This window comes from Methanorbis rubei, assembly GCF_032714495.1.
GTDB lineage: Archaea > Halobacteriota > Methanomicrobia > Methanomicrobiales > Methanocorpusculaceae > Methanocorpusculum > Methanocorpusculum rubei.
Genome location: NZ_JAWDKB010000003.1, coordinates 129,660 through 143,031, shown reverse-complemented (window position 1 = coordinate 143,031; position 13,372 = coordinate 129,660). Strand labels below are relative to the sequence as shown.

The following is a 13,372-nucleotide window of genomic DNA, read 5'->3' as shown; positions in this document are numbered from 1 at the left end:
ATGCTGCAGAAACCACGCGGAACGCGGGACTTCCTTCCCGCAGAAATGGCACAGCGGAGAAGTATCGAACGCCGCATGAGAGACGTCGCCGCCTCATTCGGCTACGGCGAAGTCGTCACCCCCATGTTTGAAGAGCAGGAACTCTTCACCGTCAAATCAGGCGAAGGAATCATCGGAGAAATGTACGCCTTCGAAGACAAAGGCGGCAGAAAAATAGCACTCCGCCCAGAAATCACAGCAGCAGTTGTCCGGGCCTACGTCAACGAAGCCCAGGTCGCACCAAAACCACTTCGCTGGTTCTACTTCGCCGAATGCTTCCGGTACGAACGTCCGCAGAAAGGACGCTACCGGCAGTTCTGGCAGTTCGGCTGCGAACTCATCGGTGCCGACTCTGCGGCAGCCGATGCAGAAGTCATCGCCCTTGCGTCTGATCTCCTGAGCTGTTCCGGCGTTCGGTTCGTCTTAAAGATCGGCCACCTCTCCCCGATGAAACACATGCTTGCGGGCCTTGACGCAGTTGAACAGAAGAAAGTCATGGCAGCTCTTGACAAGCGTGACATGGAACTTCTGGAAAACACGCTTGCCTCAATCGGCCATGCGGATCTCTATGACCCGCTTGTCCGGCTCATCACCGCCGAAACCCTTGACGAAGTCTTCGCCGTCACCGGAGACATTCCCGAAAAAGCACGAATCGAAGAGACCTTCAGCTACCTCAAAGCCCAGAACATTCCGTTCGTCCAGAACTTCGGAATCGCCCGCGGTCTTGACTACTATACCGGCATGGTCTTTGAAGCCTTCGCCGACAATCTCGGTGCCGAAAATCAGATCCTCGGCGGCGGAGTTTACCGGCTTGCTCATCTGTTCGGCGGCAAAGATGTCCCGAGCTGCGGGTTTGCCATCGGCTTTGACCGCGTGATGGTCTCGCTCGGCGAGATCGTTCCGACCGCCGCTCCGGTCGTTGCCGTCATCGCGACCGCGGAAACGCGGGGGCCGGCGTACGCCGCCGCCGCCGCGTTCCGCTCAGCAGGCATCACCGCAGTGATGGACTTAATGGACCGGAGCTTTGGCGCCCAGCTTTCTTCCGCACTCAAATCCGGTGCATCATATGCGGTCCTTATCGGCGCAAACGAAGCAGCCGCAGGCACGGTCACGCTGAAAAATCTTGCCGCCGCAAGCCAGAAAGAGATGCCTCTTGCGGACGCTGTCGCTGAGGTAATCAATGGCACTTGCTGACGAACTCGCCAAGAAACAACGAAGCATCAGTGTCGCCGAGTTCTTTGAAAAGAACAAACACATGCTTGGGTTTGATTCCCCGACACGGGGAATCATCACCACCATTAAAGAAGCAATCGACAACTCGCTTGACGCCTGCGAAGAGGCCGAGGTTCTGCCTGACATTCTCGTCTCGGTACGAAAAGTCGGCGGCGATGTTTACCGCGTGGTGGTCGAAGACAATGGTCCGGGCATTGTGCCGGATAAGATGCCGGCGGTTTTTGCAAAACTTCTCTATGGTTCACGGTTCCATCAGGTCCGCCAGACCCGCGGTCAGCAGGGTATCGGCATTTCTGCGGCAGTTCTGTATGCACAGCTGACGACCGGAAAACCGACGCTTGTCATCTCCCGAACCGATGCAAAATCTCCGGCGCATAAGATGACGCTTGTCATCAAGACCGAGACCAACGAACCTGAAGTTCTCTCGCATGAAGAGATCGACTGGGTGCTTCCGCATGGAACCCGCATCGAGCTCGAGTTCAAAAGTTCCATGGCTGCGAAGAAGAAGATGCTGGAGTATCTCAAGTACACTTCAATCGTCAACCCGCATGCCCGGTTCCGTGTCGAGATCGATGACGAGTCGTTCACGTTTGACCGTGTTTCGCACGATGTTCCGCCGTGTCCGGTTGCCATCAAGCCGCATCCGTACGGCATTGAGCTTGGCGTGTTAAAACGCATGACCGCGGCGTCCGAGCTGCCGCTTAAAGAGTTCCTGATTGAAAGTTTTTCCAAAGTCGGCGAAAAAACCGCTCTTGAGATCTGTGCGGTTGCAAAGCTGGACTCGAAAGTTTCGGCAAACAAACTGTCGCTCGAACAGCTGAATCCTCTGCTTGAAGCAATGCAGACCGTAAAAATTCCGGCTCCTTCTGCACTGCAGTGTCTCTCCCCAATCACTGAGGAGCTGATCGTGAAGGGAATGGAAAAAGAGTTCCAGCTCGACTTCATCAAAGCACGAACGCGTCCAAGCAGTGTGTTTGGCGGCAACTCCTTCATCGTGGAAGCTGCGATCGGTTACGGCGGAAAACTGCCGGTTGAAGGCAGTGCGATGCTTCTTCGGTTCGCCAACCGCGTGCCTCTGCTGTATCAGCAGGGAGCGTGTGCGATTACTTCTGCCGTTTCCGGCGTGAACTGGAAGGCTTACGGGGTTTCCCAACAGGGTCTCCCGATGGGTCCGGTTCTGATTCTCGTGCATGTCGCGGCAACGAATGTGCCGTTCACGAGCGAGTCCAAGGATGCGGTCGCTTCGGTTCCCGAGGTTGAGAAGGAAGTTACACTTGCGTTGCAGGAGCTTGGCCGCGATCTGAAGATGTTTCTGTCGCGCCGCGACAAAAGCAAGGAACAGGAGGATCGTGCCCGGGCAATCTGTTCGGTGATTCCGTTGATTGCCCAGAAGGTTGGCGAGATTGTGGAGCTTCCGACTCCTGACACTTCGCTGATCGAAGGACGTATCATGCGGCGTGTTGTGCTGAAGAAGGGATCTTCAGCTGGAAAAATTCTGATCAGGGTTGACAACTATACAACCAAAGATCAGGAGATGACGTTGTATGATATTTCCTGCGATGCCGCGGGAGATGCAACCGTTCCTCCGGATTTTGTGACCGAGATGGACGGCGAGTACACGAAGATCTGGAAACGTCTGCTGCACTCTGGAGATAACTTTGAGGTGACCTATACGGGTACCGGCGGCGGTATTGTGGATCTGCAGGGAATTGCTGAGAATCTGAAAGTGGTGGTGGATCTGGATGTCTGAACCAAATGCGCGTGATGTCGCGACAAAGAAACGGCTGATGGAAATTGCCCAGGTCTGGTATGACCAGATGGGGGCCGGAGATGTGCCGTCGATTACTCTGCCGACGAGGACGAAGTATAATCTTGCGTTCGATGATTCGTCCGAGGTGTGGACCTACGGCTCAAAAGAGAGTACCAGAAACGCGGGAACGGCAAAGTCTGCTATTCATATGCTGAAGATGGCGTATGTGATGGGGTTCATCAAGATGCAGCTTGCGGAAAACCGTTCTTCAACACTCAGAGAGATGTATTACATCTCGGAAGGCTGGAAGCAGGCGAAGTTCAATGCCCAGAACGAGAGTAATTATCTTATTGAGGATCTGGAGATCATTACGAACCTTCAGCGCGAGTTTTTCCATATGCGTCCTGAGGAGGACGGGGCTTCGATTTTTGGGCCGATCCGGGTTCGGGAAAATACCCGCCGCGGGATGAAGGAGATTCACTGTCAGGATGACGTAGGCGAGGCAGGCTATCATATTCCGAATAATGTGGATAATGTGGAGCTGGTGGATCATGATGCCTCGTGCGTTATCGCGATTGAGACTGGTGGTATGTTTTCGCGTCTGCAGGAGAACGGGTTTGATGAGGAATACAACACGATTCTTCTGCATTTAAGCGGCCAGCCGTCGCGTGCGACGCGGCGGATGCTGAAGCGGATGAATGAGGAGATGAACATCCCGGTGGTTGTTTTCACTGACGGGGATCCCTGGTCGTATCGTATTTATGCGTCTGTGGCTTATGGCTCGATTAAGGCGGCTCATATGTCTGAGCTTCTGGCAACTCCTGCGGCGAAGTTTGTCGGGGTGAAGCCTTCTGATATTCGGGATTATAATCTTCCTGCTGATAAGCTGAGTGAACAGGATGTTGCGGCGCTTCGGGCTGAACTTTCTGATCCGCGGTTTGATAATGATTTCTGGCGAAAGGAGATCAATCTTCAGCTTGAGATGGGGCTGAAGTCTGAACAGCAGGCGTTCGCGAGTCATGGTCTCGATTTCGTGACGAAGGAGTATCTGCCGAATATGTTGTCTGAGATGGGCGTGCTGAAGAGGTAATTTTTTTTGAATTTTTGCGTTGTTTCGCAATTCAAAAAATTCTCCGCCGCGCCCATCCTATTCTTAAAAAAATTTCTGGAAAAATCCATGAATCTTGCTGCCTCCTGCCTCTTCGGCTCTGTTGAGCGGCACCATATTGATATATTTACAGTGTGAATCTCTCTGCACATGTTTGGCTCCGACAAACCATTTGTCCCGGGAAAATGGACGCTCATTGTTCTGCTGCTTGCAGCAATGCCGGCCCTTCTTGGGACCGCAGCGGTGGCTCCGGCACTTCCCTTGATCAGTGCCGCGTTTCCCGATGTGTCGGAGACAATGATCTCATTCATCATCACGCTTCCTCCTCTTGCAACCGCTCTGTCGGGTTTTCTTGTCGGTGCCATCTCTGACAAGTACGGGCGCAAAAAAGTTCTTCTGGTGAGTCTTGCCCTGTTCGGATTTGCAGGAGTTTCCGGATTTTTCCTTGACTCGGTTACGGCAATTATCTTCTGGCGGATGTGGCTTGGCATTGGACTCGCAGGTCTCATGCCGACAGTGACAACGCTTCTGACCGAGTACTATGACGGGCCTACCCGTGCACGCTACTTAGGATACATGTCTGCTGCGATGGGAGTAGGTGGCCTTGTGATGCAGACCGGCAGCGGAATTCTTGCAGAGATCTCCTGGCGTGAACCGTTCCTGATTTATCTGTTCGGCATTCTGGTGATCCCTCTGGTATTCTTTTTCATCAAGGAACCAAAGCGTGAGGAAGAGACCGAGTCAGAGTATGATGATAGCTTACATATCAGAGTCAGCAGGCCGACGAAACTCGATATCAAGCCGGTGCTGATAGTGTATGTGACGCTGTTTCTTTCGCTGATCATGATGTATCTGGTTTCGTCGAAAATTGCGTATCTCCTGATGCAGACTGCGGATGTTTCGACAACGGTCTGCGGTCTGGTCCTTGGTCTCTGTGCTCTCTTCAGTGCGGTTTCGAGTTACTCGTTCTGGCGGTTTGCAAGAAGGTTCACTTCTCTTCAGATGTTTTCGCTGATGTTTCTGATGGAGGGGCTGGGTTTGTTCGTGATCGGAACTGCGGTCAGTGTGCCAGTCATTGCCCTTGGTGCAGCGATTGTTGGTTTCGGTCTTGGTCTTGGAACACCGACCGGAGCGATGTGGCTGTCTTCGATTACGCCGCAAAAATATCTGGGCAAGATCATGGGAGGACAGATTGTCGCGGTCTACTTTGGTGTGTTCGCGTCGTCGTTTGTCGGAGCCGAACTTCTTGCGCTGACCGGAACCTATCAGGGTCTCTTCCTTACGATTGGTGTTGTTGGTGTGGTGATTGGTGTTGTCTACTGGATTGCCGCGGGATTTTTCCGCGGCAGGCGGTCGGGTGTTTGAAAAAATATTTTGAAATTTTTTTTGAAAATTTTTTTGATTTTATTTTTGCAATAGAAAATGCGGTGAAAAAATTATTTTGCAAAATGATCTGGATGATGCCGCGTTGTGATTTTTTAGAGCACGAACCACACTAAAAAACACGAATGATTTAACTCACGAAATAGTGCGAAAAACACGAAATAGGAGTTTCTATGCGGAAATTATTGATTAGTTTCAGCAAAGACACTTCCAGATCTTATGAGAGATTTTGTGACTGATTCTGAACTTAATAGCAGGTTTCGTGTTTTTCGAAATATTTCGTGAGTTAAACCATTCGTGTTTTTTCATGCGGTTCGTGTTTCAAAAAAAGCATCGCGTAAGTTTTATTCACAAAAAAATAGCTGTTCCTTTCAGAACAGCGGAAGTTTCTTACTCTGGCTGAACACCGCAAACGCGAGGTACACCGCGATCAGTACCGGAATCAGAGCAACAACTCCCTGAATAACCGGAGAGAGTGACACGGCAAACACACCGATCAGTGCATACGACACGGCAGTTACCAGAATCATGACCGCAGGAATGATTCTCGACTCGGTCTTCATCAGAGTGATGATGCTGACCACTGCCATCATGGCAGCGATCAGGTAGAATGCCTCACTGACAACAAATGTCTGTCCTGCGACCGTCACATCTGCAATCTGACTGCCGAGGAAGAAGAAAACTCCCATCATGAAAAACATTGCCGGGGTGTACTTCATTCTGCCGAGTGTCCAGAGGAGGACCGCGACGAGACAGAGCATAATTCCGCCCATCATTTTTATTGCGGCGACATTTCCAAGTGGCGTTCCAACCCCTGCGGTGAAGTAATAGACGACGTCCACTGCAAGAAGCAGCCCGAAGATAAGATAGCCAAGCACTGCTCCGCTCACTTTGAAGTCAGTCTGTCCGTCAGATTTCAGCAAAGTGCTGCCCGGCAGGCTGACCCGCTCGGCAGATACGGCAAGAGCATAGTAGAGTGCAAGAAGACCGCTGACTACCAGAGTCGCAATGTCTATTGGTTCAGCTCCTGTTCCGACTCCTGCCTCGACAAGCGAGATGCCGAGGAGAAGTGACAACAGGAACAGCAGATACTTCTTTTTCTCTGTGCTGGTTAAGATGACCACCGCAAGAATCAGGAAGAAGATGCCGGCAATCAGAACTCCGTTTTCAGGAAAGATTTTTTCCGGCCTGAAATGCATGATGCCGAGATTCAGTCCAAACATCAGTAGTGTGATAGCGGTGAGATCGCGTTTTCGCATTGCAAGCAGAAGCACTCCGATCACTATCAGTGAGAGGGCAACTGTTGCATTGAGTACTTCCGGACGGGCGAGAACCAGTCCAATGGAGATCGCAAGATACAACATGTACGTTGCGATGAGGAGAAATCCTGCAGCTGACAGGTAGTTTCTGATCTCGGTTTTTTCAGATTCACTCATAATACATGAAAATTTACCTGTTTCTATATATAAATATCCTGAATCCTGATATTGAATTATTGTGTCTCTGTTTTTTGCGAAAAACATGCCGCCACTGATACATTTTTCTTTGTTTTCCGCTAACTGTTGAACAAAGGTCCTTCATCATGCCCAATCATCTTTCTGATCAGAAATCTCCGTATCTTTTGCAGCATGCCACCAATCCGGTCGACTGGTATCCATGGGGGCCGGAGGCTTTTGCGAAAGCAAAGGCCGAAGGGAAACCAATTTTTCTGAGCATCGGCTACTCGACCTGCCACTGGTGTCATGTGATGGAGAGTGAGTCGTTTGAGGATCCCGAGGTTGCTGCGGTTTTGAACGAGGAATTTGTTTCGATCAAGGTGGATCGTGAGGAGCGGCCTGATATTGATGCAGTATATATGAATGTGTGCCAGGCGATGACGGGTTCTGGCGGCTGGCCGCTGACGATTCTGATGACTGCTGATCAGAAGCCGTTTTTTGCCGGAACTTATCTGCCGAAGCATGCGAAGTTCGGGAAGCCCGGACTTCTGGAGTTTCTGCCTGAGGTGCTCGGGCTGTGGAAAAAGGACCGCGATCAGATTCTTTCTGCGGCTGATGAGGTTGCAGCGTTTGCTGCAAAGGCGGCCGCCGGTCGCCCGGGAGCTGTGAGTAAGAGTCTTCTGCGGTCTGCGGTTGGGCAGTTCCGGCAGAGTTTTGATTCCGGAAACGGGGGTTTTGGTCCGGCTCCGAAGTTTCCGATGCCGCATAATCTGTTGTTTCTGATGCGGTATTTTGAGGTTGAGCATGATGCGTTTGCGAGGTCGATGGCTGAGAAGACGTTGACGCAGATGGCCCGCGGCGGGATTTGTGATCAGGTTGGCGGAGGATTTTCGCGGTACTCGACGGATGGTTCCTGGCTTGTTCCGCATTTTGAGAAGATGTTGTATGATAATGCTCTTCTTGCGTATTCGTACGCGGAGATGTTTCGTCTGACGAAGAGTTCTTTTTTCAAGAATGTTGGGATTGAAATTTTTTCGTATGTTCTGCGGGAGCTTCAGAGTCCTGAAGGCGGATTTTTCTGCGGGCAGGACGCGGATAGTGAGGGGGTTGAGGGGAGGTTCTATCTGTTTTCCCGCTCAGAGGTTCTGGATGTTCTGGGTCCTGATGACGGATCTGAGTTCTGCGATTGGTTTGGGATTTTGGAGCACGGGATGGTTGAGGGGAAGAGTGTGCCAAATCTTTTGGGGAATGCGGAGTTTGCGAAGCAAACTCCGCATATGGCTGTCCTGCGGAAAAAAATGTACGATTATCGGAGAGACCGTTCGAAACTGTTGACTGATGATAAGGTGCTGACTTCGTGGAATGCTCTGATGATTTCTGCGTTTGCGAAAGGTTACCGGGTTTTTGGAAACGAGGAGTATCTTGCGGCAGCCGTTCGCTGCCGGGAGTTTGTTGATCAATATCTACGGGATGCTGACGGACGTCTGTTTGTCCGGTACCGGGATGGTGAGGCCGCAGTTGCCGGACAGCTTTCGGATTATGCGTTTTATTCCTGGTCGCTTCTTGAGTTGTATGCGGCGAATTTTGATGCTTCGTGTCTTTTGGATGCTGTTTTTCTGGCGGAAAAAATGGTTGAGCTGTTTTCTGATGAGGAAAACGGCGGTCTGTTTTTGTATGCGTTCGATGCTGAGCAGTTGATCGGGCGGCCGAAGGAGGTGTATGATGGCGCAATGCCTTCGGGAAATTCTGCGGCGGCTCTGGTGTTTGTGCGGCTTTTCCGTCTGACTGGTGATGTACGATGGCAGGAGATTGCGGAGCAGCAGCTTTCGTTTGCTGCGGGAGTTGCGGAGCGGTATCCTGCCGGGTACTGTCTTTTGCTTCTTGCGATGCTTGAGAGGTTGTACCCTGCGGGCGAGGTTGTGTGTTGTTCTGCTGGTGATGGGATTTTATGGGATGTTTTGGAATTTTCTGAAGCGTCGCATGCTGCTGTTCTGGTGAAGAGTGCGTCTTCTGCTGATGCTCTTGCGGGGGTCGCGCCATTTACTGCTGCGTATCCTATTCCTGAGAGTGGAATGATGCTGTACTTCTGTCGTGATGGGATGTGTTCTGCTCCGGTCGGGAGTGTAGAAAAGTTGAGGGAGTTGATCGCGGGGCGGTGAGGTTACTGGTGGATATTTTTTCTGAGATGACAATGATGATGTGGTTATCATCTTGATGCCTGATGAAAATGATTTCCGTTATTTGGGATTTTTCTGTCTTTGGTCTCGCTTGGAGTAACCACAGAAAACACTGAACACACGGAATTCCACGGAAAAAAACACGGAGAACGCCTGCGGCGCCGGAAAACACGGAAAACCTAAGGAAGTTGGTGTCTCAAAGCGGGGACCTATACACATACCCGTACTCTTAGTCTTTCCGTGTTTTCCGTAAGCGAAGCGGTATTCTGTGTTTTTTTCCGTGGAATTCCGTGTGTTCAGTGTTTTCCGTGGTTACCCCAAGCGAGGCCAGACATCAAAAATTCCAAAAACGGAAATTATTTTTTTCAGATTTTATGGGTAAAGATGATGTAGCCGATACATGCGACTACAAATCAGGATGTTTCCAACCCCTTATTTCAAAAATAATTCAGTTTCCGGTGAGTTACCTTTTGTGTAGTAGGTATTTTTCTATTGTGGTTTTCAGTAAATATTTTCTCAAGAGAACAGTACTGATTTTTCCGGCTACATCGACTACACTTTTTCGCAAAATTCATTCTCTCAGATTTATTTTCCATTCAAGGAATAATTCATCCGATTTCCCTGTAACCGCATACCGACTACCGTTTTATCCTGCCCGTGCGGCTGCTTCTATCTGAAGGAATTTCCTGTATGTTTTTTCTGCGTCCACGGACAAACGGTAGCGGTTCTGACCTCTGTCAGTTTCAACCACCAGCAGTTCAGCGGCATTCAGTCTTTTGAGATGCCAGTGCGCTGCACTTTCGCTGACATTCAGGCGTTCTGCGAGATCCTGTTTGGTTGCTTTCGGATTGTTGAACAGCTCTATGAATACCGGTCTCTCGCTTTCGCTGGAAAGTACAGCAAGCACCAGCTTCTCAATATCGGTGTAGGATTTTTCCCTGGAAAAATAATGCGGGTTTTTGCAGTATGTGAACTCTTGGATCTGACTCTTCATCCGTGTTGTTCTGAGATGATGACGGAGACTGCTGCGGGGAATATTTGTTCCGTTGACGATTTGTTGTATGGACCGGCCGGGATTTTCGGTGATGTAGGTGAGAATTTTTTCCGGACGTTCGCTATCCTGATGATCTTTTTTCCTGGTTTCACGATGGAAGAGGATGATGAATGCAAGACCGAGGCAAGAGATGAAGAAGGTGATGAGTTGTCCTGTAATGGGTGGGATGTATCCCATAGGAAACACAATGAGTCTTCTGAGAATCTCCTTTGGAGGCATCTGCCACAGTTCGATGGTTTTAATCTCTGTTCCATCATAAATGGGAACAATCTCTTCTTCAACCACTTCAAAAACAATTCCTTGGGAGTCCAAGGACGTTTTGGAATTGTTCGGATCATGATTAATTCCGCGAATCTCCCCTCCCTCTGCGAAAAATAGAACAACTGCTGCACTGAAGAGAATCAGTATTACAAGCACCATAATTCCAATTCTGTGCAGCAGATCGCTTTTCATACTTAGTAACTATTAATAATCAAAGTGTATGGTTGCGTGCCTGATACGCGTGCACCGATCACATCACATCCCCATATGCGATTGACAGTACTTGAAGTCAGGGATGTTTTGAGAGATATTTTTCCATCGAATTTTCCATCCATATCATCGTGTATCAGACTGGTACCACCATTTGGTATGGTTATGTAGAGATCCAGATCATTTTCTGATGCTCGATTCCATGTGAGTGAAATTTCGAGTGTCTGACCATTTGGTATGTGGGTGTAGGAATTTGTCACTCCCTGCCTGACCTCACCATAAATTGGTGCTGCCCTGCCTAAGTTCTGAGACTGTTCATCAATCAGAATTTCAAACTCTACCTGAGCATCTGTGTTCGCTGCGGTTGCCGGTGCGATACATGCCAGCAGGATAACTGCTGCAATCAATATTCCTTTAAGATATCTCATGCGAAAATATTTTTCTTTCATTTGTTATAAATAGTTTGACCAAATTGTTGTGGGTTGCAATTATTTTGATGTTGGTTGTGTTGTCGTGTGGTGTGATTCAGCAACCCACAACACTTTGGTCAATTTATTTATCTAATATGACGCGGATAATCTCTTTCAACCTAGGCTTACCTGATACTGTATCAGAACTAATCATGCCGCACACATTTCCGGAATTGAGTATTCCATTTCAGAGATCTGTGCGACATGAGGAGACTTATTATGAAAGAAACAAAAAAAATATGTCGTATTGGCAAAATCTCAGTATTCCTACTGCTTGCCGTACTTCTGACCTGTGCGGTGATTGTTCCCGCAGTAGCTGATGACGGCTCCGCCGTGTTTACTCAACAGGAAATTCAGGGAATGATGACCGCAGGTTCGGTCTTCTCCACTGTGTTTGATGATGCACTGTACAACTCTCTGGATGACGATGCCAAAGCAAACTACATGGCAACTGTGCTCTCAAGCATGTCCAGCCCTTCCGGCAACAGATATGCGATGATGAACAGTATTTCCGGATTAGAGTCCGCGAATGTGAATCAGCAGATGCAGACGCAGTATCAGATGCGAACCAACAGTATCTTGCAGCAGTATGATCTTTCGACGTACTCTGAACCTCTGATTGAACGTGATTCGATCTATTATGATGCCAATGCGAAGACGTTTACCTTTACCTACAGCAATGGTGTTCTCGCGATGGTAAAACTTGTCAGAGACGAATGTTGTGATGGATTAAATCAGGATATCTTACTTACAGAAATGCAGGAAAGCTTGTCTTCTGATGAATTAAATTCAGACAAATCACTGCTGCGGGCAGTACCTGGAGATAAAGCTTTATTGATTTATGATTTGGATGCGACAGGGCAACATGTCGCAAGTTTCGACCCTTTAATCAGTTATCTTTCGACAAATAATCCATCAATTTCAAGTACTGTCGAACGAAATCCAACCGTCCCTCAGTACAGAACGCTGTTGTCAGGAACATCGATGTCAGGCGGTTACCGTGTAATCGTTATTGTATCTCACGGAGGTGTTTACTCTCTTAACCTCCTTACCAACCACCCAAGTGTTGTTCTTTGTGAAACTACGACATCTACAAAATTGAGTATGTACTCCAGTGATTTGCTGCAAAATCGGGTAGGGGTTGTCTATCAATCTAATGAACCAGATAAATTTGCCCTTTTACCAAGCTTCTTTGAGTATTATTATAGCGGCAATAAACTTGGTGGCGCGTATGTGCATTTAGGCATATGCAAAGGATTTGGAGACGGGTGGTTCGCCGACAACACACTTGCATCCAAATTTACTGCATCCGGAGCAAGTGTAGTTACAGGATATGTCAAGGAAGTTCATTACACGTACGAATTTGGCATGAATAAAATTATCATTCAAAACCTTGCTAATGGAAATTCGTTGCAATCATCAGTAAATGCTGCAAAAAGCAGTCAGGGAAATACAGGGCCGAATGGAGAGTACATTGTAGTATATGGTAATGGAGGGTGGACACTCTAATCATAATTAATTTATACCCTCAAATTTATTTTATTGTAGTAATGAAAAGTCAGCTAACTGAGAGTTAATGAATCAAAATGTCCCGCAATGAAACCCTCAAACTCATCGCATTTTATGCAGTCCTCATCTCTATTGTGTGCCTCGTAGTAATTTTTCTCATTCAGGATGTGAATGAACGAAGTGTGCACCCTGACCCCTCATTGTCCCCGCTGGGAATTCCGGAAAAAAACGGTCTTTCCATCGTATCTCACGGAGTAGAAATCACCACAGAGAATGAAACCGCATTGATCGAACTAATCGAACAGTTCGTTCAAGAGAATTATGATAATTGGTATGCCATGGGTTATATAAATAAACGGGATGCCGCTCAGCACGGTGTTGCAATAGAGATTCATTACAATCCTGCTCGTGAACTCATCTGTCCTCCGCTGTATGAAGAATTCCGGCCAAACGCCACCGTTATGATTGATCGGATTTACGTAACCATTCCAGACATGCCGAATAAGCGAAATCAGCTGTATTATTATGTCTCTCCTATTCGGGATGGCGATTTGGATCATACCATCATTCTGCCGGTTGAGAAGGCGAACGAAATTCTGGTACTGATCGGAGAGGATCCCATTCCTCCATGGATCCAGATCAAGGATAAACTTCTGTCTTGAGGGACATCAGTTCTTACTTTTTTTCTGTGAACTTTTTACGAAACGCACCTATCACGGATTGGTCAATGTACTTATATACT

10 protein-coding genes are annotated in these 13,372 nt (G+C 48.5%); 7 read left to right on the top strand and 3 right to left on the bottom strand.

Annotated elements, in window-relative coordinates:
* The 4 genes from hisS to McpCs1_RS04180 all read left to right on the top strand — a co-directional run bounded on the left by hisS (window position 1) and on the right by McpCs1_RS04180 (window position 5,495).
* Complete coding sequence (hisS, locus tag McpCs1_RS04195) at window positions 1-1,233, top strand: histidine--tRNA ligase (RefSeq protein WP_338096006.1); 1,233 nt, start codon at window positions 1-3, stop codon at window positions 1,231-1,233.
* A complete protein-coding gene (locus McpCs1_RS04190) occupies window positions 1,220-3,022 on the top strand; it encodes a DNA topoisomerase VI subunit B (protein WP_338096005.1) in 1,803 nt (600 codons plus the stop codon). The genes hisS and McpCs1_RS04190 overlap by 14 nt, the downstream gene beginning before the upstream one ends.
* Window positions 3,015-4,112 carry a DNA topoisomerase IV subunit A gene (locus McpCs1_RS04185; RefSeq protein ID WP_338096004.1) on the top strand — a complete coding sequence of 366 codons (1,098 nt, stop codon included), beginning with the start codon at window positions 3,015-3,017 and terminating at the stop codon, window positions 4,110-4,112. Before McpCs1_RS04190 ends, McpCs1_RS04185 begins: the two co-directional genes overlap by 8 nt.
* A gap of 168 nt (window positions 4,113-4,280) precedes the next feature.
* Window positions 4,281-5,495, top strand: a complete 1,215-nt coding sequence (locus tag McpCs1_RS04180; protein ID WP_338096003.1) for an MFS transporter — start codon at window positions 4,281-4,283, stop codon at window positions 5,493-5,495.
* A 389-nt stretch (window positions 5,496-5,884) separates the two neighbouring features.
* On the opposite strand, the gene McpCs1_RS04175 is transcribed toward McpCs1_RS04180, so the two are convergent.
* Complete coding sequence (locus McpCs1_RS04175) at window positions 5,885-6,949, bottom strand: hypothetical protein (protein ID WP_338096002.1); 1,065 nt, start codon at window positions 6,947-6,949, stop codon at window positions 5,885-5,887.
* A gap of 146 nt (window positions 6,950-7,095) precedes the next feature.
* Here McpCs1_RS04175 and McpCs1_RS04170 point away from each other — a divergent pair, with 146 nt between their 5' ends.
* Window positions 7,096-9,108, top strand: coding sequence for a thioredoxin domain-containing protein (locus McpCs1_RS04170; RefSeq protein WP_338096001.1), 2,013 nt, complete (start codon window positions 7,096-7,098; stop codon window positions 9,106-9,108).
* A gap of 664 nt (window positions 9,109-9,772) precedes the next feature.
* Here the strand turns inward: McpCs1_RS04170 and McpCs1_RS04165 are convergent.
* Together McpCs1_RS04165 and McpCs1_RS04160 are read right to left on the bottom strand one after the other, a co-directional pair.
* Entirely contained in the window at window positions 9,773-10,633 is an 861-nt protein-coding gene (locus tag McpCs1_RS04165) for a winged helix-turn-helix transcriptional regulator (protein WP_338096000.1), read from the bottom strand.
* A gap of 2 nt (window positions 10,634-10,635) precedes the next feature.
* Window positions 10,636-11,079, bottom strand: a complete 444-nt coding sequence (locus McpCs1_RS04160) for a hypothetical protein (RefSeq protein ID WP_338095999.1) — start codon at window positions 11,077-11,079, stop codon at window positions 10,636-10,638.
* Window positions 11,080-11,340: 261 nt separating this feature from the next.
* Here McpCs1_RS04160 and McpCs1_RS04155 point away from each other — a divergent pair, with 261 nt between their 5' ends.
* Together McpCs1_RS04155 and McpCs1_RS04150 are read left to right on the top strand one after the other, a co-directional pair.
* The gene (locus tag McpCs1_RS04155) at window positions 11,341-12,630 is read left to right on the top strand and encodes a hypothetical protein (protein ID WP_338095998.1); all 1,290 of its coding nucleotides are present in this window, start codon (window positions 11,341-11,343) and stop codon (window positions 12,628-12,630) included.
* A 77-nt stretch (window positions 12,631-12,707) separates the two neighbouring features.
* Window positions 12,708-13,292, top strand: coding sequence for a hypothetical protein (locus McpCs1_RS04150; RefSeq protein ID WP_338095997.1), 585 nt, complete (start codon window positions 12,708-12,710; stop codon window positions 13,290-13,292).
* Window positions 13,293-13,372 lie beyond the last annotated feature (80 nt).

Coding starts and splice junctions, on each gene's coding strand:
- McpCs1_RS04175 (WP_338096002.1), bottom strand. CDS start 6,949: ATGAGTGAATCTGAAAAAACCGAGATCAGAAACTACCTGTCAGCTGCA.
- hisS (WP_338096006.1), top strand. CDS start 1: ATGCTGCAGAAACCACGCGGAACGCGGGACTTCCTTCCCGCAGAAATG.
- McpCs1_RS04170 (WP_338096001.1), top strand. CDS start 7,096: ATGCCCAATCATCTTTCTGATCAGAAATCTCCGTATCTTTTGCAGCAT.
- McpCs1_RS04150 (WP_338095997.1), top strand. CDS start 12,708: ATGTCCCGCAATGAAACCCTCAAACTCATCGCATTTTATGCAGTCCTC.
- McpCs1_RS04180 (WP_338096003.1), top strand. CDS start 4,281: ATGTTTGGCTCCGACAAACCATTTGTCCCGGGAAAATGGACGCTCATT.
- McpCs1_RS04185 (WP_338096004.1), top strand. CDS start 3,015: ATGTCTGAACCAAATGCGCGTGATGTCGCGACAAAGAAACGGCTGATG.
- McpCs1_RS04160 (WP_338095999.1), bottom strand. CDS start 11,079: ATGAGATATCTTAAAGGAATATTGATTGCAGCAGTTATCCTGCTGGCA.
- McpCs1_RS04165 (WP_338096000.1), bottom strand. CDS start 10,633: ATGAAAAGCGATCTGCTGCACAGAATTGGAATTATGGTGCTTGTAATA.
- McpCs1_RS04155 (WP_338095998.1), top strand. CDS start 11,341: ATGAAAGAAACAAAAAAAATATGTCGTATTGGCAAAATCTCAGTATTC.
- McpCs1_RS04190 (WP_338096005.1), top strand. CDS start 1,220: ATGGCACTTGCTGACGAACTCGCCAAGAAACAACGAAGCATCAGTGTC.